This window comes from Streptomyces sparsus (assembly GCF_054776295.1).
The window spans coordinates 1-21845 of record NZ_BAAHCA010000012.1 but is presented as its reverse complement, the minus strand read 5'-3'; the positions used below and the strand labels follow the sequence as shown (position 1 = coordinate 21845).

The 21845-nt window shown below is 70.5% G+C and carries 21 protein-coding genes; 19 read left to right on the top strand and 2 right to left on the bottom strand.

The window, feature by feature from the left end; genetic code table 11:
- The first annotated feature begins 22 nt into the window (after positions 1-22).
- The 11 genes from ssuE to ACYVE9_RS02155 all read left to right on the top strand — a co-directional run bounded on the left by ssuE (position 23) and on the right by ACYVE9_RS02155 (position 13060).
- Complete coding sequence (gene ssuE / locus ACYVE9_RS02205; RefSeq protein WP_461025967.1) at positions 23-571, top strand: NADPH-dependent FMN reductase; 549 nt, start codon at positions 23-25, stop codon at positions 569-571.
- Positions 572-1308: 737 nt separating this feature from the next.
- A complete protein-coding gene (locus ACYVE9_RS02200) occupies positions 1309-2571 on the top strand; it encodes an ATP-grasp domain-containing protein (RefSeq protein WP_461025966.1) in 1263 nt (420 codons plus the stop codon).
- Between the two features lie 31 nt (positions 2572-2602).
- Positions 2603-3763 carry a saccharopine dehydrogenase family protein gene (locus ACYVE9_RS02195; protein ID WP_461025965.1) on the top strand — a complete coding sequence of 387 codons (1161 nt, stop codon included), beginning with the start codon at positions 2603-2605 and terminating at the stop codon, positions 3761-3763.
- A gap of 21 nt (positions 3764-3784) precedes the next feature.
- Complete coding sequence (locus ACYVE9_RS02190; protein WP_461025964.1) at positions 3785-5077, top strand: lysine N(6)-hydroxylase/L-ornithine N(5)-oxygenase family protein; 1293 nt, start codon at positions 3785-3787, stop codon at positions 5075-5077.
- A gap of 76 nt (positions 5078-5153) precedes the next feature.
- A complete protein-coding gene (locus ACYVE9_RS02185) occupies positions 5154-7184 on the top strand; it encodes a class I tRNA ligase family protein (protein ID WP_461025963.1) in 2031 nt (676 codons plus the stop codon).
- A gap of 55 nt (positions 7185-7239) precedes the next feature.
- Positions 7240-8511: an aspartate aminotransferase family protein gene (locus tag ACYVE9_RS02180; RefSeq protein ID WP_461025962.1), complete on the top strand. Its 1272-nt coding sequence runs from the start codon at positions 7240-7242 to the stop codon at positions 8509-8511.
- A gap of 44 nt (positions 8512-8555) precedes the next feature.
- A complete protein-coding gene (locus ACYVE9_RS02175; RefSeq protein WP_461025961.1) occupies positions 8556-9161 on the top strand; it encodes a sigma-70 family RNA polymerase sigma factor in 606 nt (201 codons plus the stop codon).
- Positions 9162-9249: 88 nt separating this feature from the next.
- Positions 9250-10251 carry an NAD(P)-dependent oxidoreductase gene (locus ACYVE9_RS02170; RefSeq protein WP_461025960.1) on the top strand — a complete coding sequence of 334 codons (1002 nt, stop codon included), beginning with the start codon at positions 9250-9252 and terminating at the stop codon, positions 10249-10251.
- A gap of 487 nt (positions 10252-10738) precedes the next feature.
- Positions 10739-12028: an adenylosuccinate synthase gene (locus ACYVE9_RS02165; RefSeq protein ID WP_461025973.1), complete on the top strand. Its 1290-nt coding sequence runs from the start codon at positions 10739-10741 to the stop codon at positions 12026-12028.
- 1 nt (position 12029) lies between these two features.
- The gene (locus tag ACYVE9_RS02160) at positions 12030-12614 is read left to right on the top strand and encodes a hypothetical protein (RefSeq protein ID WP_461025959.1); all 585 of its coding nucleotides are present in this window, start codon (positions 12030-12032) and stop codon (positions 12612-12614) included.
- Positions 12611-13060: a hypothetical protein gene (locus ACYVE9_RS02155; protein WP_461025958.1), complete on the top strand. Its 450-nt coding sequence runs from the start codon at positions 12611-12613 to the stop codon at positions 13058-13060. The genes ACYVE9_RS02160 and ACYVE9_RS02155 overlap by 4 nt, the downstream gene beginning before the upstream one ends.
- 22 nt (positions 13061-13082) lie before the next feature.
- Here the strand turns inward: ACYVE9_RS02155 and ACYVE9_RS02150 are convergent, their stop codons facing one another.
- Positions 13083-13580 carry a ribonuclease FAU-1 family protein gene (locus ACYVE9_RS02150; protein WP_461025957.1) on the bottom strand — a complete coding sequence of 166 codons (498 nt, stop codon included), beginning with the start codon at positions 13578-13580 and terminating at the stop codon, positions 13083-13085.
- A gap of 131 nt (positions 13581-13711) precedes the next feature.
- A complete protein-coding gene (locus ACYVE9_RS02145; protein ID WP_461025956.1) occupies positions 13712-14395 on the bottom strand; it encodes an HAD family hydrolase in 684 nt (227 codons plus the stop codon).
- A 93-nt stretch (positions 14396-14488) separates the two neighbouring features.
- Between ACYVE9_RS02145 and ACYVE9_RS02140 the strand changes: the two genes are divergently transcribed.
- The 8 genes from ACYVE9_RS02140 to ACYVE9_RS02105 form a co-directional block, all read left to right on the top strand.
- Complete coding sequence (locus ACYVE9_RS02140; RefSeq protein ID WP_461025955.1) at positions 14489-15847, top strand: aminotransferase class I/II-fold pyridoxal phosphate-dependent enzyme; 1359 nt, start codon at positions 14489-14491, stop codon at positions 15845-15847.
- A gap of 431 nt (positions 15848-16278) precedes the next feature.
- Positions 16279-17238, top strand: coding sequence for an NAD-dependent epimerase/dehydratase family protein (locus tag ACYVE9_RS02135; RefSeq protein WP_461025954.1), 960 nt, complete (start codon positions 16279-16281; stop codon positions 17236-17238).
- Positions 17239-17418: 180 nt separating this feature from the next.
- On the top strand, positions 17419-18126 hold the full coding sequence (locus ACYVE9_RS02130) for a TetR/AcrR family transcriptional regulator (protein ID WP_461025953.1): 708 nt from the start codon (positions 17419-17421) through the stop codon (positions 18124-18126).
- Positions 18127-18432: 306 nt separating this feature from the next.
- Positions 18433-19134, top strand: a complete 702-nt coding sequence (locus ACYVE9_RS02125; protein ID WP_461025952.1) for a hypothetical protein — start codon at positions 18433-18435, stop codon at positions 19132-19134.
- A 146-nt stretch (positions 19135-19280) separates the two neighbouring features.
- Positions 19281-19733: a DUF4442 domain-containing protein gene (locus tag ACYVE9_RS02120; RefSeq protein WP_461025951.1), complete on the top strand. Its 453-nt coding sequence runs from the start codon at positions 19281-19283 to the stop codon at positions 19731-19733.
- An 85-nt stretch (positions 19734-19818) separates the two neighbouring features.
- Positions 19819-20475 carry a DedA family protein gene (locus ACYVE9_RS02115; protein WP_461025950.1) on the top strand — a complete coding sequence of 219 codons (657 nt, stop codon included), beginning with the start codon at positions 19819-19821 and terminating at the stop codon, positions 20473-20475.
- Positions 20476-20608: 133 nt separating this feature from the next.
- Positions 20609-21139, top strand: a complete 531-nt coding sequence (locus ACYVE9_RS02110; protein WP_461025949.1) for a gamma carbonic anhydrase family protein — start codon at positions 20609-20611, stop codon at positions 21137-21139.
- An 87-nt stretch (positions 21140-21226) separates the two neighbouring features.
- Positions 21227-21845 (top strand): acyltransferase (locus tag ACYVE9_RS02105; RefSeq protein ID WP_461025948.1); only part of this gene is annotated, 619 nt, incomplete at its 3' end.

Here is a 21845-nt window from a genome sequence, read left to right as displayed (position 1 = left end):
CAGAGAGGGAACCCCACCCCCCATGGCAACCGTCCTGTCCATATCGGGAAGCCCGTCCCGCGTCTCCCGGACCACCGGGCTGCTGCGCCACGTCGACGCCTTGCTCGCCGCTCGTGGACATGAGGTCGTACCGCTCGACGCGCGCGGCCTGCCGGCCGAGGCGCTGCTCCGGGCCGACACCCTCGCCCCGGCGATCGCCGAGGTGATCGCGCTCGTCGAACGGGCCGACGCTGTCGTCGTCGGTACGCCGGTGTACAAGGCGGCGTACTCGGGGCTGCTGAAGGCACTGCTCGATCTGCTGCCCCAGCACGCCCTCGGCGGCAAGGCCGTCCTGCCGCTGGCCACCGGCGGCACCATCGCCCACGTCCTTGCCATCGACTACGCGCTGCGGCCGGTCCTGGCCTCCATGGGTGCGGCGCACATCGCTCCGGGTTGGTTCACGCTCGACAAGGACATCGCGCTGGGAGCCGCCGGCGCGGTTCTCGCCGAGGAGCCCGCGCAGGCACTCGAGCGGCTGGTCGTGCAGTTCGCGGACACTGTCGAGGCCCGCACGCCCGCGGCCGTCTCCTAGCGCCTCTCGTGATTCCGGCACCACGAACCTGTTCGCCGCCCTGAACGTGACCACCGGCGAGGTGCTCGGTGAGTGCAGGCGGACCCGGAACGGCAAGGATTTCCCGGTCTTCCTCGAGAAGGTGGTGAAGTCGCACTCGGGTACGTCAACGTCTGGACAAACGGATCCGTGACCATCGACTACCGGAACACGACCGTGAAACCGTTCACCTGGACTGCGACCGCCGGCGAGGTCCTCGCGAAGGCCCGAATCGTCGCGACCAACGTGAGGAAACTCGTCAACAACATCGCGGACCGACACGGCCAGGATCACGGCGCGCCAGGCAATGTCCGCCCGTCCCTCCGTCGTCCGGAACGGACCGGACCGTCACCCGGTTCTCCTTTTCCGTATAGGTCGGGCAAAGCTTTCCTGCATTACTTCCCTCGTGAATGTTTCTCAAGGTCGACGGGCGCGCTCGAAACCGTCGACTGGCTCGAACAATCCTGTCTACGCGCGATGACACGCGTAGGGTGCTATTCATAACAAACCGGGCATTTCTCGACTGAAATACTACTGAATGTGATGACGCGGTGGCGAAAGGTTAAAGGAATCGGACTTTTTGCTGTCCGGCCTTACTGAGGGTCAATGGCTCTCTTGTGGCCTAAACCCTCTTCCCAATCCGTGCGGCCCTGTGCTTGGATAAAGATCGCTCAGGGCTGGTCGATACCCAAGCACGTCACTCGCGAGAGAGGTATGTCGTGACAGTCCGCACCATCCTTTTCGTTAATCTCCGTCGTATTCAAAGGGAAGGTCGGGAGTCTCTTCTCGCTGCCCGCCGGCTCGGTTATCAGGTGGTTCTGCTCGGCCGGTCCATCCCTGAATTCGCCAAGCCACTCGTGCATGAGTTCCGGCAGGTGGACACGTACGACCGGGAAGCCTCCCTCGCCGCCGCCCGGGAGATCGCCGCCGAGTACGACCTGGTCGGCGTGGCGAACTTCACGGAAATCGACGTGCAGCTGGTCGCCGCGATCGCCGCCGACCTGGGGCTTCCCGGTATGTCGGAGACCGCTGCGCTGCGGGCCCGCAACAAGTACGCGATGAAGGACGCCCTCCGGCACCTCGACGGCGTTCTCCCTCGCTTCGCGAAAGTCAGGGATCTGACCGAACTCCGCGCCGCCGTCGAAGAGGTGGGCCTGCCTGCGGTGGTGAAGCCCACCGGCGCCTCCGGCTCGAAGGGCATCTTCGAACTCCGCAAGCCGGAGGACCTCGAAGAGGCCATGGAGCGACTCACCCGAATCGCCCAGCCAGATTTCGATCCGGTGTTCCGCCAGTTCGGCGCGGAGTTCATCGTCGAGGAGTACCTCGAGGGTGCTGAGGTGAGCGTCGAGGGATTCGTGTCCGGCGGTGAGGTCCACGTCGTCACCATGACCGACAAGGTGACCAGCTCCCCCTTCCATCTGGAACTGGAGCACAAGGTGCCCAGTTCCCTGCCGGAGACGGCCTGGGACGAGATCATGGCCACCACCAAGGACATCATCGCGGGCCTCGAATTCGACAACTGCGCCTTCCATCTGGAGGCCAAGTGGGGCGGGCAGGGCCTGCGCTTCATCGAGGTCGCCGCCCGCCCGGCCGGCGACTACATCGGCTCGCACCTGGTCCCCCTCGCCACCGGCGTCGACTACTTCGAGAACGTCGTCCGGGTGGCCGCCGGCGAGCCGCTGCGCCTCGACCACGACCGCAGGCTGAACGTGGCCCTGAAGTTCGTCCTGGCCGAGCAGGCCGGATACTTCGAGGAGATCGAGGGCCTGCCCGCCATCTGCGGCGACCCCGGCCTGGACCACGTCTTCTACGAGGTGGCAGCCGGCACCGAAGTGGCTCTGCCCCCGCAGAACTTCGGGCAGCAGCGCGTCGCGGCCCTCATCACCAGCCACCCTGAGCGCACCGGCCTGGAAGCCCTGCTCGCCCGGGTCTCCGGCGACGTGAGGGCCCGGGTGGCGCCCGCCGAGCGGCACGCCTTATGACGCGGGTCGCACGACCCCGGGAGGCGCACTCATGAGAACAGCCGTACTCGGCTGCGGGCAGATGGGCCGCGCGGCGGCCTACGCCCTGGCTACCCACCCCGGTACGAGCGACCTCGTCCTCCTCGACCGCGACCCGGCCGTCGTCGCGGAGCTCCAGAACTGGCTCACGGCCCGTAGCACCGCGAGTATCCGCACCGCCGCCACTGTCGACGCCGCCCTCGCCGACCGGGACGCCGTCGCGATGGCCATGCCGTGGGCCGCCACGGAGTCCGCCTTACGCGCGGCGGTGCGGGCCGGAGTCCCGGCCACCGCCGTCACCCGGCCGCCCACGGACCGGCTCGACCAACTGGATGCCGACGTCCGGTCCGGCGGCGGCACCGTGGTGCTGCCCTTCGGCCTGGAGCCCGGCCTGACCGAGCTGCTCGCCGTGGACCTCGCCGGACGGCTCGACACCGTGGACAGCTTGGACATCTCCTGCGGGGGCATCCCGAGCCGGCCGCTGCAACCGCTGAACCACACCAGCTTCTTCGGCGGCGAGAACAGCCACCACCTGCCCATCGGCCAGCGTGACGCGTTCGCCCTGTCCCAGGGGCAGGTGGTCACCCACCCCCGGTTCTCCGGCGTCGAGGAGCGCGAGGTCGAGGGCGTCGGCCGTCTGGAGGCCTACCACGACGGCATGGCGCCCTGGCTGGGCGAGCACCCGGCCCTGCGAGGTGTGAACTGCACGCAGAAGACGCTGCGTTGGCCCGGCTTCGCCAAGGTGGTGGCGGAACTCGCCCGGCTCGGCCTGCTCGCCGAGCAACCCGTGGACGTGGACGGGGCCCTGGTGTCCCCCCGCCGCCTCGTCGAGCGGGTGCTCGCACCGCAGGTACGCGCAACCGCCGACGACCGGGACATGGTGGTCCTGCAACTGACTGCCCACGGCCTCCGCCGCGGCAGGCCCACGTCCCTGCGCACCACGGTGCTCGACCGCGCCGACGACACAACGGGCCTGTCCGCCATGGCCCGTACGACCGGATTCACGCTGGCCGCCGCCACCGACCTGGTGGCCCGGCGCGCCATCACCGGCAGCGGGTGGCTCAAGCCACATCTCGCCCTGTCCCGGGAGCAGACCGAGCAGGTGATGCGGTCACTCACCGCGCGCGGAATCCACTGGGCGCCGGCGCATCCTGTGCCTGCTGCCGAGCACTAGCGCACGTAAGGGGGATCATCGATGAGCACAACACCCGAGACGTACGACCTGGTGGGTGTCGGCACGGGGCCGTCCAACCTCAGCCTCGCCGCGCTGACGGCTCAGGAGCCCGGTCTGTCCACCGTGTTCCTGGAGCGCAAGCCCGCGTTCGACTGGCACCCGGGCCTGATGCTGCCCGATGCCGAGATGCAGGTGCACTTCCTCAAGGACCTGGTCAGCCCGGTCGACCCGACCAACCCGTACTCCTTCCCGGCGTTCCTCGTGGAAACCAAGCGCCTGTACCGGCTGCTCGTGACCGGCCGCTCCAAAGTGCCGCGCCGTGAGTTCGAGCAGTACTGCCGCTGGGCCGCCGACCGCATGGACAACCTCCGCTTCGGCGTGACCAGCAAGGCCGTCGAATGGGACGGCGCCGCCTTCCTGGTGCACACCACCGACGGCGTGCTGCGCACCCGCAACGTCGCGGTGGGCACCGGACTGCCCGCCAAGCTGCCGCAGTGCGCCGTGGACCACGACCCCGAGCGGGTCTTCCACTCCGAGCAACTGCTCAGGCGGAAGAGGGACTTCGCGGGCAAGCGGGTGGCCGTGGTGGGCGGCGGGCAGAGCGGCGCCGAGGTGGTGCACTACCTGCTCAGCTCGCCGGCACAGCGGCCCGCCAAGATCGTCTGGGGCACCCGGCGCAGCAACCTGCTGCCGCTCGACGACAGCCCGTTCGTCGACGAGCTGTTCCTGCCCGACTTCAGCCGCCACTTCTACAGCCTGCCCGAGACGGAGCGCGAAGCAGCCGTCGACCGACTGCGCATGGCGAGCGACGGCATCTCGCTCTCCCTGCTCCGGGCCCTCTACCAGCAGATGTACGACCTGGAACTCCTCGAAGGGGTCCGCCCCTGCCGCATCCTGCTCGACCAGCGCCTGACCGCACTCAAGCAGAACGACGCCGCCCTGCGCACCGTCTGGCAGCCCGCCCGCGGCGGTGCGGTGCTGGAGGAGGACGTCGACATGGTCGTCTGTGCCACCGGCTACGAGCACGGCATGTCCGAACTCCTCCTCGGACTGAAGGACCGGCTCAGCCTCCAGCACGGCCTCCCCGCAGTCCGTCCCGACTTCAGCCTCGACTGGGACGGCCCCGCCGCGAACCGGATCTACGTCCAGAACGCCGCACGGCGCGAGTTCGGCGTCGCCGACCCCAATCTGAGCCTGCTCGCTTGGCGCAGCGCCGTCATCGCCAACAGCCTGCTCGGCCACGAGCGTTACGACACCGGAGCGGTCAGCACTGCCCTGGACTGGGAGCCGCCGAGCGCGGCCGGCCGGCCCTGACCTCCAGCCCCGACATCCACGAGAGGAGCAACGGAGCGCGCACGCTCTCGCAACGTGTGCCGCTCCGTGTCATGCCATGCACGTCATCCGCATCCCCCGTACGGTCGGTGACCTCGAGCTGCCCGACTTCGTACGCAGCGTCGAGCCCTCCTGGGCGCAGCAGGGCAGGCTCCCCTTCAACCTGCGCCGGGTCACCCTGCGCCCCGGCGAGACGACGGCACCCCACAACCACCACGACACCGAGGTGTGGGTGATCCTCGACGGCGAGGGCGAGGTCGTCTCGGACGACGCCCGCGCGACCGTCACCGGCGGGGACACCGTCCGGCTTGCGCCCCTCGGCGTGCACACGCTGCGCAACACCTCCGACGGGCGTCCGCTGACCTTCCTGACCACCTGGTGGGAGGACATGACGGCGCTGGAGAAGGCGCACGAGGAGCGCGCGGCCGCCGCGACCCCCGGCGATCGGCCGGTGCTGCTGCTGCCGTCGTTCCCCACCCCCAACGGCGAACTTCACCTCGGCCACCTCGTCGGGCCGTTCCTCGGCGCAGACCTGGTGCGCCGCGGCCTGGTCCAGCAGGGTGCCGAGGCGCGCCTGCTCCTGGGCACGGTGGGGCACCAGAGCCAGGTGGCCGCCGCCGCCATCAAGGAAGGCGTGTCCTTCTACGAGTTCGCGGAGCGCAACACCGACGCGATCCAGGAAGCCCTGACCGCGGCCGGCATCCCCTGGGACGTGTTCGTCCGACCGTCGGCACCCGAGTACCCGGACATCGCCCTGCAGGTCTTCGAACGGCTCCGGCTGACCGGCCGCGTCACCAAGAAGACCGTCGCGGCCAACTACTGCGCCCCCTGCGGGACGTACCTCTTCGAGGCGTTCGTCGCGGGCGCGTGCCCGCACTGCGGTTCCTACGACACCGCGGGCATCGAATGCGAGGCGTGCGCCCTGCCCTTCGCGGACGAGGACCTGCGCGACCCCAGCTGCGCCACCTGCGGCACCCCTGCCGAGCGGCACGACCTCACCCGCTACTACCTGCCGCTCGAGCCGCTGCGCGAGAAGCTCACGGCCCACCTGCGCGGCACCCACATGAGCGCCAGACTGCGCTCCTACGTCGAGCGGGCTCTCGCCGCGCCGCTGCCCGACCTGCCGGTCAGCACCGTCGCCCCGGACGGCATCCCGATCCCGGCCGACGCCACCGGCGACACCGAGGGCCAGCGCATGTACTCGGCCTTCGAGCTGGCCGCCCGCTTCATCACGGCCCTCGACCGGCTCGCCCAGGACCAGGGTCTGGCCGGCTGGGAGGAGTACGCGGCCGCGTACAACCCCCGGACGGTGCTGTTCTTCGGTTTCGACAACGCCTTCCTGCGCACCATCGTCTTCCCCGCGGTCCTCGCCTCCTTCACCGACCGGCTGGCGCTGCCCGACACCATGATCTGCAACGAGTTCTACACGCTCGACGGGCAGAAGTTCTCCACCGGACGGCAGCACGCGATCTGGGGTCGCGAGGTCTTCACCGAGGAGACCCGCGACCAGCTCCGGTTGTACCTGGCCGGCACCCGCCCCGACACCCGCCGCAGGGACTTCGCCGTGGACGAGTACGCCCAGTTCGTGCGCACCGAGCTGCTCGGCGGCTGGGACGCCTGGCTGCAGTCCATCGACGGTCGGTTGCGCAAGCACTTCGGCGGGGTCGTCCCCGAAGCGGGCAGCTGGAACACCGAGGCCGAGGGGTTCTACGGCCACATCCGCGAACTGTGCACCCAGCTGCCGCGGGTCCTCGAACCGGAGCGGTTCGACGCCCGGGCCGCCGCGCAGACCCTGCACACCTTCACCGACCGGGCACGCCGCTTCGCCGAGGTCTGCGAGGACGTGCTCACCACGGAACCCCCCTCGGGTGTCGCCCGCACCTGCGTGGCCCTGGAACTCATGGCCGTCCGCGCCATGGCGGAGACAGCCGCGCCGCTGCTGCCGGTCCTCACCGCTCGGCTCGCCGCACAGCTGGGGACCGCCGGGGCCGAGGCCTCCGCGACCCCCCGATGGGTTCCGGCGGGAAGTGAAGTCGCCCTGGCAGGGCCCTACTTCACCCCCGACGTGTCCATCAAGACCACGCACTGAAGAGCGCCCCGTGGTGCGATCCCTCCAGTTCCTCCTCCTCGTGAAAGGCCATACCGTGAACAGCGAGAAGTCTGCCGACCTGTACGCGCGCGCAGTCGAGGTGCTGCCCGGCGGCAACAGCCGTACCGCCGTCTACAGCTCCCCCTACCCCCTCTACATCCAGTCGGGCAGCGGAGCCCGGGTCACCGACGCCGACGGTGTCGAGCGCCTCGACTTCCTCAACAACAGCACCACCCTGATCCACGGGCATGCCCACCCGGAGATGATCGCGGCCATCACGGCGGCGGCCGGTCACGGCACCAGCTTCGGCATGCCCACCCCGGTCGAGGTGGAGTATGCCGAGGCGCTGACCGCCCGCAACGAGACCTTCGAACACGTCCGCTTCACCAGTTCCGGCACCGAGGCCGTGATGATGGCGGTGCAGGCCGCCCGCGCGTACACCAAGCGCCCCAAGATCGCCAAGATCGCCGGTGCCTACCACGGCGCCTACGACGCCGTCGCCGTCAACAACGACGGCTCCGGCTCGCTCATCAACCACGCGGTGACCGGAAACCCCGAGGCCGTGGTGGCCAACACGGTGGTCATACCCTTCAACGACGCCGAGGGCGCGTTGGCCGTCCTGCGCGAACACGCTGCCGACCTGGCGTGCGTGCTGATCGATCCGGTGCCGTGGCGCATCGGTCTGGTGCCCGCCGACAAGGAGTACCTGGACGCGCTGCGCGAGTTCTGCGACAACAGCGGCGCCCTGCTGATCTCCGACGAGGTCGGCTCCTACCGGGTCGGCTACCACGGAGCCATGTACGCCCTGGGCAGCGAAGCCGACCTGACGGTGCTCGGCAAGGTCATCGGCGGCGGCATGCCGATCGGCGCCGTCGCCGGCCGTCGTAGGTACATGAGCGTCTTCGACCCGAGCCAGGGCGCCCCCGCCCTGCCGCACTCCGGCTCGTACAACGCCAACCCGGTCAGCATGAGCTCCGGCGTGGTCTCGCTGCGGCTGCTGACCCCGGAGGCGATGGAACGCATCGGCGAACTCGGTGAGCGGATACGGCAGTCGATGCGCGCCAGCATCACGGAGTCCGGCCTGGACTGGCAGGTCAACGGTCTCGGCTCGCTGTTCCGCGTGATCGCCACCAGCGCGCCCGAGGGCTACACCAGCGGTGCCGCGGCGATGAAGCGACTGTTCTGGGTGCTGATCGACAACGGTGTCCACATAGGCGACAGCGGCCTCGGCTGCATCTCCACGCCGATGGGCGACGCGGATATCACCGAGTGCGCCGAGGCCTTCGACAAGAGCTTACGTCAGATGCTCGCCGAGGGCCGGGCCTGAACGGAGACTCGGGCAGCACCCGGGCCGGCCTGGAGACGACACTCATGTTTACAGCTGACCAAGACGAGTTCCATCGCCGCCGGGCGGGCCTCCTGGCTCTCGCCTACCGGCGTACGGGTTCCGCCGAGGAGGCCGAGGACATCGTTTCCGAGGCGTGGCTGCGCTGGATCACGGCCACGGACGTGCAGAACCACGGCGCGCTCCTCGCGACCGTGGTGACCCGGCTGTGCGCGGACTACCGCAAGTCCGCGCGCACCCAGCGGGTCTCCTGCGTCGGGGTCCTGGTGGACGAGGCCACCCAGCGGCCCAGCAGGGCCGAAGGGCCCGCCGACCAGGTGGAGCGCGCGGACGAGCTGCGCCGCGGAGTCGCCTGGCTGATGGAGATCCTGGGCCCGGCCGAGCGTGCCGTCCTCGTGCTGCGCGGCGCCTTCGAGTACAGCTACCGAGAGATCGCCGAAGTGCTGAGCATCAGCGAGCCCTACAGCCGCAAGCTGTACAGCCGCGCTACCGCCCGGCTTGCGGAGGGGCGCCCCCGGTTCAGGGCCCCTCGGGTGGAGCACGCCGAACTGACCCAGCGGCTGCTCGCCGCCAGTCGCGGCGGCGAACTCGAACCGCTGGAATCCCTGCTGGTGGCCAGCATGGCGGCCTGACCCAGCCGCCGTCCGACGTGTCCCGGCGCGCGCCGCGCCCGCAGGCCCCGGCGCCGCCCCTTCTTCCCCTTCCGTAGGAGGCCCTGCCATGCGACCGAACGTAGTCCTCATCGGCTCGATGTACGCCGCCGAAGCCGAGGAGCTCCTGGAACGCTACGCCGATGTCCGCCGTGTCGACGAGGAGGACCGGCCGGCCGTGCTCGCCGCCGTCGCCGACGCCCATGGCCTGGTGGCCCGTTACCCGGCCAGGATCGACCGCGAACTCCTCAGCGCGGCGCCCAATCTGCTCGCCGTCCTGTCGAGCGGCCGCGGCGTCGACAACATCGACATCGATGCGGCGAGCGAGGCCGCAGTGGCCGTCGCCAACAACCCCGGCCTGGGTGGCAAGCCCGTGTCCGAGCACGCGCTCGGACTGCTTCTGACGGTCACCCGCAGCCTCGCGGCCGTGCACCGCCACGGCCTGGAGGCCGCCTGGGATGCCCGCCTGACCACCCACCGCGTCGAGCTCACCGGGAAGGTCATGGGCATCGTCGGCCTCGGCAACGTCGGCGGCTGGATGGCCCGGCGAGCCCACGGCGGATTCCTCATGCGCGTACTGGCCTACGACCCCTACGTCTCGGCCGAGAAGATGGCCGAGGTGGGAGCGGTCAAGGTCGAACGCCTCGAAGACCTCCTGGCGCAGGCCGACTTCGTCACCGCGCACCCCGAACTCAACGAAGAGACCGAGCAGATGTTCAACAGGACGACCTTTGGGCAGATGAAGCCCGGTGCCTACTTCATGAACACTTCCCGGGGACGCGTCGTCGACACCGACGCACTGGTCGAGGCGGTGCGCTCGGGCCATCTGGCAGGCGCCGCCCTGGACGTGTACGAGGACGAGCCGCTGCCCAAGGACAGCCCGCTCCTCGAGCTCGACAACGTGGTACTCAGTGCGCACATCGCTGACTTCACCGTCGAGACCAAGCGGGCACTGTCACTGTCGGCTGCCAACCAGCTGCTCGCCGCCCTGAACGGCAAGCAGCCGCCGGCCATGCTCAACCCCGAGGTCTGGGGCCGCGTCGCCGACCGCAGGCATGCCCTGCTGGGCTGACCGCCACCACGACGGGAGAGACCTGGACATGACGAAGCGGTGGCGCGGCGTCCCCGTGTGGCCGCACGTGGCCCGGACCGGGCTCACCAGCTCCGTCGTGCGGATCTCCGCGGGCGCCACCGCGGCGGCCCGCGCCCCGGCACCGGCGGCTCCGATCGTGACCCTGCCCCCAGCCCTGAGGGCACAGGCCCTGAGGGCACGGGGGATCATCCCGGGCGCTCGCTGGAGGCGGACCCCACCCGTGCCCGCCGGAGCCGAAGCGGTGGCCCCTGCGGGGCCCGGCGCCCCTGCTCGGCTTCCCTGCCCACACCGGGCAGCGCCGCCGCGGGACCTCGGAGCGCCGCCCGGTCGCCGCACACTATTTTCTCCTGGCGGTCGCCGACGCCCTGCCGGCGGCCGCCAACGCCCTCCCGGCCCGAGCCGCCGCTCAGGCACCGGGACACTCAGGGCACTCAGCAGGCCGATACGGAGGAGTGGCAACGTGTTCATGGCGGTCGTGGGTCTCAACTGGGGCGACGAAGGCAAAGGAAGGATGGTCGACAACCTGGCAGCGGACGCCGATGTGGTGGTCCGCTACCACGGGGGCGGCAACGCCGGGCACACCGTGCACACCGACGCTGGAAAGTTCAAGCTGCACAGCCTGCCGAGCAGTGTGCTGCGCCCGGACGTGACCAGCGTCCTCGGTCCCGGTATGACGATCGACGTCGAAGGCGTCCTGCATGAGCTGACGGCCCTCGACACACAGGGCACGACCACCGGACAGGTCCTCGTCTCCCACCAGGCGTCCCTCAGCTTCCCCTTCCACCGTGCCCTGGACGCGGCCGAGGAGGAACGGCTCGGACACGGCCGGTACGGCTCCACCCGCAAGGGCGTCGCCCCCGCCTACGGCGACCGCGTCATGAAGAAGACGCTCCTCGTGCATGAACTCTTCGACAAGGAAAGCCTGTCCTCTCGTCTCGACACCGTCGTGACCTGGGCCAACGAACGGATCGAGAAGATCTACGGGGGCCGGCCGCTCGCCCTCGCCGATATCGAGCGCTGGGCCCAGGAGACGGCGGCCCGCCTCGAGCCGTATGTCGCCGACGTGAGCGGCCTGCTGGCCAATGCGCTGGACGAGGACGCCACCGTACTCGCTGAAGGACAGCTCGGCGCTCTGCGCGACCTCTATTACGGCATCTATCCCTTCACCACCTCCTCCAACTGCCTCGCCGGGCACGCACCGGTCGGCGCCGGTGTGCCCTGGGCCCGCCTGGACCGCACCGTGGGCGTCACCAAGGCATTCTCCTCGTGCGTGGGCGCCGGCCCCTTCGTCACCGAGTTCGACGAGGAACGCGCCGACCGTCTGCGCCGCCAGTGGGGCGAGTACGGGGCGACGACGAACCGTCCGCGCCGCCTCGGTGCCTTCGACGCGGTGGCGACCCGCTACGGCGCGCGCATCCAGGGCGCCGACGAGATCGCCCTCACCAACCTGGACCAGCTCACCGGCATCGGCGAGCTCCGGATCTGCACGGCATACGAGAACAACGGCCGCACCACCACCGAGTTCAGCCCCCGCCCGACCGAACTCGACCGTGCCAGGCCGGTGTACGAGACCATCGACGGCTGGGACGAGGACATCTCCCAGTCCCGTGACTTCAGCGAACTGCCGCCCGCCGCACGGCAGTACGTGGAGACCGTCCAGGAACTCCTCGGCGTGCCCGTGCGCTACGTGTCGGTGGGGTCCCACCGCGACGCACTGATCGAGATCGCCACCACTCCCGCCCAGAAGGGGAACTGACATGCTGGCCATCCTCGCAGCGAGCGACAAGCGGAACATCGCCACCTTGGCCGGCGGGCTGCTGCGCCTCGGCTGGGAGGTGGTGGCGACGGAAGGCACCCACCGGCTGGTGCGAGCAGAGGGACACGACATCGGCCGCGTGTCCGAGCTCGCCGGGGTGCCCACGCTCCTCGGCGGCCGGGTCAAGACGCTGACCCTGTCGGTCATGGGCGGCATCCTCGCCCGCGAGACCGAGGGGGACCTGAAGGAGATCGCCGAGTACGGCATCCCCCGGGTCGATCTCGTGTGCTGCAACTACTACATCCTGCCGGAGCCCGTCGACGGCATGGACCTGGCCGCCTTCCGTGAGCGCGTCGACATCGGTGGCCCGGCGATGCTGAGGGGCGCGGCGAAGAACTGCGAACATGTCATCCCGCTGAGTGACCCCGAGGACTACGGACAGGTCCTCGACCTCTTGGCGGAGGGCGGTGGCAAACCCTCGGCCGTGCCCCTGAGTCACCGACTTCGCCTCGCCGGGAAGGCCTTCGAGATCAGTGCCGCGTACGACGCCTCGGTGAGCGCTCTGTTCGGCGCGCAGCAGTCGTGACCGCCCCCCTCGGGCCGCGCCCGCCCCTGGCCCGCGAGGCCAGGACGGGCGCGCGCTGGGACCCGGTGAACCGTCAGCTGAGCGTCCGGCCGCTCGACCAGGAGCAGCCGCCCGACACCGGGACGCACATCACCTACCAGGGAAAGGTGTGGCTCACGTTCGACGCGTACGACCAGCTCATCGCTGTTGACCTGCCCGGCGCCCCCGAGCCGCTGGCCCGTCGCCTGCCGCAGCAGCAGCGGCACCGGTTCCCGTGGAGCACCCTGTCCACGCCGGACATGGTGCAGTGGCGCTCCGAGCCCGGCTCCGGCTGGGTCTGGACCGTGCTCGGCCCCGGGCTGCCGTATCGCCGGCTGATCGCCGCGGCGGCCGTAGACATCCGCCTGTGCCCGGACCAGTCGCTGTTCCTGCACGCCAGCCTGCACCAGGACACAGCCGAGGCCTGAGACTCCGGGCGTTCCCCCCGGATCAGTCGAGCAGAGCGGTCAGCCGACCGCTCTTCGCGGCCTGCTCCAGCTCGTTCAGTGCGTGCACGGCGCTGCGCGCCGCCCGCGGATCACGCTCCCGCAGACCGCTCGAGGCGAACTCGTCCTCATCGAGCCGCAACACGGTGCCGCCGTCCGCGGACATCCACAGGTCCAGGTCGAGGTCCTCGACGACGAGCTCACCGTCGTCCAGGACGCTCGGCCGCGTGATGTCGCAGTACCAGCCCTTGAGGGAGCCGTCCGCCGCGCGCACCTCCTTGACCGCGTACCAGCGATCGCGCCAGTAGCGCTCCACGAAGACATCGCCCGGCTCGAAGCGTACGAAGCCGAAATCCCGTACGCCCGGAGCGGCCCAGTCGGCGCGGACCGTGATCCGTGTGCCGTCGTCCGCGAGCAACTGGGCCGGGTAGCGAATCTTGGTGCGGCCCGCCTTGACCAGGACCACGTCCACCGTGCCCTGCCCAGCGGAGTTGTCGGACATGACGGACCTCCCGGTCGCAGATGTCAGAGCCGAACCAGTTTGAAGATCATTGATATCATATCGATCCCCACGAACCGGAGTTGCCGGACACCTGCCCGCCCCCGGCAGACGGGTCGGAAGCCTTGAGGCGGTCAGAAGTGCTTCAGTAACTCCGGGAAGGCCTGTAGCGCCAATGTCGCCTCGTCATCCCCGAACTCCTGGTGCTCCAGCACCCAGGTGTGCTCGTGCGGAATATGCACGGTGTTCAGACCGGCGCGACGGGCCGGAATGATGTCCGACTTGGGAGAATTACCGATCATCCAGGTCTCCGAGGGTGTCACTCCCAGTTCACCCACAAGCCCGCGGTACGTGTCGACGTTCTTCTCTCCGACGATGTGGATACTCCGGAAGTGGTGAGCCAGTTGAGAGGCTTCCACCTTGCGCTGCTGCTCCGCCAGGTCGCCCTTGGTGAGCATCAGGAGCTCGTACCGACTCGACAACTCGGCGAGCGTCTCGGGGACTCCGCTGATCAGCTCGATGGTCCGGTGCAGCAACGGCGTGACCAACTCCTCGATCCGATCGGTGTCGTCGGTGCTCAGTGCGCGACCGAGGAGCTCCTTCCGGCAGTCCCGAAGGCTCTGCCGGAACATGTTCGCGCCGTACCCCAGCGAGACCGCGTTCGAGGCCTCTATCCGGTCGAGGAGGGGCCGTACGTGGTCGCGCTCGGACGGGGGGCAGACCCAGTCCAGAAAGCGGTCGATGACACGTTCGAAGATGACGTTGTTCTCCCACAGGGTGTCATCGGCGTCAAAAATGAGAACGTGCGCGTTGCGCATCTGCTTTCACTCCACCTGTCGGCGCGAAGAGAACTGCCGCCCCGTCCCGGGTTCGTCGGCGGGTCGGTGCCCCACAGGACGCGGTCGTGCAGAATGCTCATCATGTCAGAGGGCTACCGTATTCGAGGGCGGCGGGCCGCCGAGATCGTGAGTAGCGTCGAGATGGCCGTGGCGGCTGGTGTGCTCGCTCCGGGCAGCGTACTCCCGCCGCTGCGGGGCCTCGCCGCGGAACTCGGCGTCAACCCCAACACGGTTGCTTCCGCCTACCGCCTTCTGCGGGAGCGGGGGGTCATCGAGACCGGCGGCCGCCGGGGCAGCCGTGTGCTGCCCCGGCCCGCCCACACGCCACGCCACAAGACCCGGCTCGACCTCCCCCGCGACGCGCGCGACCTGTCGCACGGCAACCCCTCGGCAGACCAACTGCCCTCGCTGGCCGAGGCACTTCGGCACACCGCTGCCGAGCAGCTGCGTGACCCCGTCCTCTACGGCCGGGCGTCCGTGGACGAACGGCTGAAGGAAATCGTTCGGCGCGAGTTCCTCGCGGACGGTCTGCCGCCCGGGCCGATCGCCGTCACATCCGGTGCGCTCGACGCCATCGAACGCGTCCTGCGCGTCTGGCTGCGGCCCGGCGATCTGGTGGCCGTCGAGGACCCGGGCTGGGGAAGTCTGCTGGATCTCCTGCCGGCCCTGGGGCTGCGGGCGGTGGGCATCGGCGTCGACGACGACGGGCCCCGGCCCGACGACGCCGCTCGCGCGCTGGCGTCCGGGGCCGCCGCGCTCGTCGTCACCTCACGCGCGCAGAACCCCACCGGGGCGGCGCTGGGGGCGGATCGGGCGGCTGAACTGCGCGACGCGCTGAGGCCCCGTCCCCACGTGCTGGTGATCGAGGACGACTTCGGCCATGCCATCGCCGACATGCCCTACCACCCGCTCTGCGCCGAGGGCGGGCGGCCGGTCACCGAACACTGGACGGTGATCCGCTCAGTGACCAAGGTCCTCGGCCCCGACATGCGGCTGGCGGTGCTGACGGGCGATGCCGACACGGTGGACCTGATGCGGGGCCGGCAGCGCCTCGGGGCCGGCTGGGTGAGCCACGTGCTCCAGCGGACCGTCGCACAGCTGTGGCACGGTGAGGCGGCGGACCGCACGCGGGTGGCCGAGTTCTACGGGGTGCGCCGGGCGGCGCTCATCCGTGCCCTGGCCGGGCAGGGAGTCCGGTCGTACGGGCGCAGCGGCTTCAACGTGTGGATCCCGGTGCCGGACGAGACCGTGGCGGTGGTGGGGCTGTTGGGGCGAGGGTGGGCGGTCGCGCCCGGTGCTCGCTTCCGCCTGGGCTCACGGCCGGGCCTGCGCGTGACCGTGTCCACGCTGGGACTCGACGAGATCCCGCGACTGTCCGCGGACGTGGCGGCAACTCTCCGCACCGACCTGAGCGCGACCGGCCTGGCCTGAACCGCCCGCGCAGACCGTCCTGAAGGCGCCCTCGGTCCGCGCCGCGGCCGATCCGCCCATGCGTTGCGGGCCCGCGCCCCGACAACACCACCCACCGCATCCCCGAACACGTCACGGCCCGCTCCGGGCCTGGTGCTGCGCATCGTCGACGACCTGGCACCCGCCATCCTCGCCGCACTCGGCGCCTACCGCGCCCACAAGGAAGCCGGCCACCCTTCCCCGGCCCCCGGCTCTGCGCAGCCTGGCCCCACCCGAGGCATCGCCGGGAGCGATTCCCCACGGTCCGGCGCACCGGCCCGCCTCGACCCCCTCGTCTTCCGTCAGCCTCGTCAGATTTGCGAGGCTCCAGCACAGTAGTTACGGTGTATAACGTAAGCGAGTGTAAGTAGCGGTGAGGTTCTCCGGTCCTCCCGTCCCGAAAGGACTTCGTCATGGCCGCAGTACAAAGTTCGCGCCACACCGTTCTGGGAGCCGGTCCCGCCGGCACCTCGGTCGCCTTGGAGCTGGTGCGGCGTGGGCGGACGGTGCGGCTCGTGGACCGGGCGGGTTCCGGTGAGCCGCTGGAGGGTGTCGAGCGGGTCGCCGGCGACGTCGGCACGGTGGAGGGGGCGCTCGCCGCGATCGAAGGCGCAGACGTCGTGTACCACTGCGTCAACGTCGCCTATCACCTTCAGGTCGACGTGATGCCCGGCATCACGGAGGCCGTCCTGGGCGCGGTGGAGCGCACCGGGGCCCGCCTGGTCGTGCTGGACACGCTGTACCCGTACGGCGAGACCCATGGCGAGGTCATGACGGAGGACACCCCCTGGCGGGCGACCACCGCCAAGGGCAGGATGCGCGCCGCACTGGACGAGAACTACCTCAGCGCCCACAAGGAGGGCCGCGCGAGGGTGGCCCTCGGCCGCTCGGCTGACTTCGTGGGACCCCGCGTGCTGAACTCCACGATGGGCGGAGCCGTCTTCCCCGCGGTGCTCATGGGCGAAGACGTGCTGGCGCTGGGCAACATCGACCTCAAGCACAGTTACAGCAACATTCTCGACGTCGCCCGCGGTCTGGCCACACTCGGGGAGAACCCGGATGGCGACGGCCGCGTCTGGCACCTGCCTACCGCCCCGGCCCGTACGACGCGGGAGATCTTCGGCATGCTGGGCGGCCTGGTGGGCCACCCGCTGCGGACCGTCGCGATGGACGAGCCGCGCCCTTTCGGTCCGTTCGACGAGACGTTCATGAACTCCTACGCCGAGCTGTTCTACCAGCACACGGAACCGCAGGTCATGAGTTCCAGCGCCTTCCAGCAGAGGTTCGGCGTCGAGCCCACCCCGATCGAGACCACCCTGAAGGCGACCCTGGAGTGGTATCGGGCCTTCCTCGCCGCCCGGTCGCAGGGCTGACCCGCGTCCACTCGACCCAAGGCACGCCGCCGTCCTCCTCCCGGCAGGGACCGGGAGGATGACGGCGGCGTAGCGGAAGCGATAGGGTGACGCGTTCGCGATACACCGGGCCCGGTCCGACAGGGGCCACGGCCGGGAAGCCGAACGCGGAGTGCCCGGGGAGTCAGCAGGAGGCGGGGAATGGCAGCGCGTGTGAGCAGTCCGCGTGAGCGGTACCGGGAGCGGACTCGCTCGGAGATCAAGGAAGCGGCGGTCCGCCAGCTCGCCGTCGGCGGCGTCGAGAGCGTGGCGCTGCTGCGGATCGCCAAGGAGATCGGGATGTCCGGCCCGGCGCTCTACCGCTACTTCGCCAGCCGTGACGACCTCCTCGCGGAAATGGTGCTCGACGCCTACCGGGGCGTGGCCGAGGCCGTCCACGCGGTGGACACCGACAGGCCGGGTCGCACCGTTCTCCACGCTCTGACCAGGGCCTACCGCGCGTGGGCGGTGGCGCAGCCGCATCTGTACCTGCTCATCCAGGGCACCCCGGTGGCGGACTTCACCGCACCGGCCGAAACCCTCTCGCAGGCACGATCGGCCCTGGGGCCGTTCCTGACCACCTTCGCCGAGGGACGCCCGCTGGCTGCGGTGGACCCGTTGTTGGACGGCCCGAGGGCGTGGCTGTCCGATGATCCGGAGGTCGCTGCCTGGGTCGGGCAGTGGACAGAGCTTCCGGCCGATGCCCCCGCGGCGGCTGTCGCACTGACCGGAGCCGTGATGGCCTGGTCGCAGATGCACGGCGCGGTGAGCCTGGAGGTCGCGGGTCAGTTCACGGGCATGGGCCACGATCCCGCCGGCCTCCTCGACGTGCAGACAGCACTCCTGGCCGACGCCTTCCAGCTCCCCTGAGGCATCGCCTGCCAGCGGGCGGGGCCTACGCTGCGGCCTGCTGCCACCGCACGATCTTCAGGAGTCCACACAACCCCGATGATCACGCGGTCACCGTCCCTTCTGCGGGCTGGGGTTCAGTGTGGCGGCGAAGCCGAGTTGGCGTGTCAGGCCCTTCGTCATCCCGGCCGGCTGACTCCCCCCTGCGGCCCCGCGGACCTCGGGCCCTAGCGTGGTGGTGTCCGGGTGAGCGGGCCAGGTGGTTGTCCCTTCGGCTTCGCGCGAAGGTGCGCCCGCCCGGCGACACGGAAGCGGGGGAGTGCTGGAGTGGCAGGGAGAACGGGATCGCCGACGCGGCGTCGGATCGCCGTCACGGGCGCGGTGGTGGCGGTCCTTGCGGTCCTGGCCGCGGCGGGTTGGTACGGCTACGTGTGGCTGGCGGCTCCGATGGACGTCCTGTCGCGGACAGGTGAGGTCGACACGGCGAGCCGCAGCGCGAAGGCGGAGAGCGAACGCCGCCTGGAGGAGATCGTCGACGCCCTGCCAGGTGCGCCACGGCTGCTCGGCGAGGCGGCCGCGGACCACTGCCTGCGTCATCCTCCCTTCGAGGGGGAGCCCGCCGGCCCGCTGCGCTGCCAGTGGCGGCTGGATCGGTACGTCGCCTTCGAAGGCAACCTGCGGACGGTGGGCGGGGAATGGCGGAAGGCGCTGTCGGACGACCGCTGGAGGGGCTCATGGGTGCCGTTCCCGCCCGGGTTCCGCTCCTCGTCGGAGCGGTACGAGTACCACGACCCGCGGACGCGCGACCGTCTCGACGTCACGCTGACACGGGACAGCGACGGCCTGCGCGGCCTGTACGCCCCGCCCGCCGTCGAGCCCTTCGTGGAGTACGAACGGGAGCAGCGGGGCTTCACCGGGCGGGACGCGGCGGAGCGCGCGGTGGCGGAAGGCCGGCGGGTCGCCAGGATCTCGCTGGTGCACGCCTACTACGGCCAGGACGGCCGCGCTCCCTTCGCGCCGCTGCGTTGACGGCGGCTCCCGCGGCGAGCCCGCCCGGAGGGCAGAGCCCGCCCCGCAGGGCCGGTCCGGACCACGGTGGACGCGGGGGCGGTGCCTCTTCCCGTTCCCCGCCGGCACACCTGCCCCCACAAGCTACTCGCTGGTAATGTTCGGGCATGTCAGAGAACCAGCCGTCCGTCGGCGAGATGATGGCGGCCACCGTGCCGATGGCCCGCACCCTCAACCTGGAGTTCGTCGAGACCAGCCCCGACCGCGCGGTCGTCCGGCTGCCCGACCAGGCGGACTTCCACAACCACGTCGGCGGCCCGCACGCGGGGGCCATGTTCACCCTGGGTGAGTCGGCCAGCGGCGCCATCGTGCTCGCCGCCTTCGGGGACCAGCTCTCACGGGCCGTGCCGCTCGCGGTGAGCGCCGAGATCGGCTACCGCAAGCTGGCCATGGGGCCCGTCACCGCCACCGCCGAACTCGGCCGCCCCGCAGCCGAGGTGGTGGCGCAACTCGACGCGGGCGAGCGCCCCGAGTTCCCCGTCAACGTCGCCATCACCCGCGAGGACGGCGCCGTCACCGGCGAGATGGTCATCGTCTGGACCCTTCGCCCGAACAGCTGACCTCGCCGGATCGGTTAGGCTTCCCGGCGTGTGTACCCGCGTCCGGGCGCACGCCGGGAAGCGGTACTGACGGGGAGGATCAGCGTTGGACATCCAGGGCTGGCTGGAGACGATTCCGCCGGTGGCGGTCTATTCGCTTTTGACGGTGGTCATCCTCGTCGAGATGCTCGGGGTGCCGCTGCCAGGAGAGATCATTCTTGTCAGCTCGGCGCTGCTGGCCTCCCAGGGCTACGTGGACCCGCTGTGGGTCGGCATCTGCGCCACCTTCGGCGCCTGCGTCGGCGACACCCTCGGATACCTCATCGGCCGTCGCGGGGGCAGACCCCTCTTCGGCTGGCTGGGGCGCAAGTTCCCCAAACACTTCTCGCCGCAGAACGTCGCGCTCGCCGAACGCTCCTTCGAGCGTTGGGGCGCCTGGGCCGTCTTCTTCGGCCGCTTCGTCGCGCTGCTGCGCATCTTCGCCGGGCCGCTGGCCGGTGTGCTGCGCATGCCGTACTGGAAGTTCGCACTGGCCGACATCCCCGGCGGCATCCTGTGGGCGGGTGGTACCACCGCGGTCGTCTACTACGCCGGTGTGGTCGCGGAGGAGTGGCTCAAGCGCTTCTCCTGGATCGGCCTGGTGCTCGCCGTGCTGGTCGGGCTCTGCTCGTTCGCCCTCATCAAGCGCCGCGCGAAGAAGTACGCCGACCGGCAGGTCGAGGAGATCACCGACGCCCGGCAGCCGGTGCTGGCCGTCGACTGAGCGTCGGCCCCGAGTCAGCTCCGGCGCCCCGGCGCTCCCCGGCACCACGGTGGACGCCCCGGGGCGCCGCAACGACCGTCCGGCGCGCCGGGCTGTGCCGTAGGACGACCGAGCGGAAACCTTGGAGCGGGCGATGACACAGGGACCACTGATCGCGGCGGTGGGCGGCGGCGAGCCGCAGCTCGACCCGGAGGCGTTCGCCGCGCCGACCTCCGTGGTGGTCGGGGACGTGTCGATGGCCGCCGAGGCGAGCGTCTGGTACCACAGCGTGCTGCGCGCGGACTGCGGCCCGATCGTCATCGGGGCCCGGAGCAACATCCAGGACAACTGCACCGTGCACGTCGACCCCGGGTTCCCGGTCACCGTCGGTGAAGGCGTCTCCGTGGGCCACAACGCGGTGCTGCACGGCTGCACGGTCGAGGACGACGTGCTGGTCGGCATGGGCGCCACCGTGCTCAACGGCGCCCGGATCGGTGCCGGATCGCTGGTCGCGGCGCAGGCCCTGGTGCCGCAGGGCATGCGGGTGCCGCCCGGCTCCCTGGTGGCCGGTGTGCCCGCCAAGGTGCGCCGCGAGCTGACCGGCGAGGAACGGGAGCACCTCCGTCTCAACGCCGCGATGTACGTGGAACTGGCGAGGACGCACCGGGCCGCCCACGAGGGCTGATCGGCCTCCCGGTCGACTCCACCGGGGCGGGACGGCATCACCCGGGGCCCGTCGGCGGGGCCGCGCCCCGCCGACTACGGTGAACACGTGTGCTCCCGACGCAACCCCCTGTCCCCGCTGCTCAGCCGGGCCGTGCACCGCACCTGGCGCTGGGCCCAGCGGGCCGGTGCCGTCACCGCCGACCGCCCCGGCCCCTACCGGTTCCGCCGCATCGGCGTCGGCACCCGGCTCGCCTTCCCGCAGGGCACGGTGTTCGGCGCACCGTGGATCGAGCTCGGCGACCACTGCGTGATCGGCGCCGACGTCACCCTCACCGCCGGCATGATGCCCGACCTGGAGCTGGGCCCCGAGACGGTGCTGCGGCTGGGCAACGGCGTGGTGCTGGGGCGCGGCAGCCACGTCATCGCGGACACCTCCGTCTCGATCGGCGACGACGTCTTCTTCGGGCCGTACTGCTACGTCACCTCCACCAACCACTCCTACGACGATCCCGAGATGCCCGTCGGCAAGCAGTGGCCGAGGACGGCCCCCGTGGAGATCGGCTCGGGCAGCTGGATCGGACACGGTGCGGTGGTGCTGCCCGGGGCGCGCCTGGGCCGCAACGTCGTGGTGGCGGCGGGTTCGGTCGTGCGCGGTGACGTCCCCGACCACGCCGTGGTCGCCGGCGCGCCGGCGAGAGTGGTCCGGCGCTGGGACCCGGAACGCG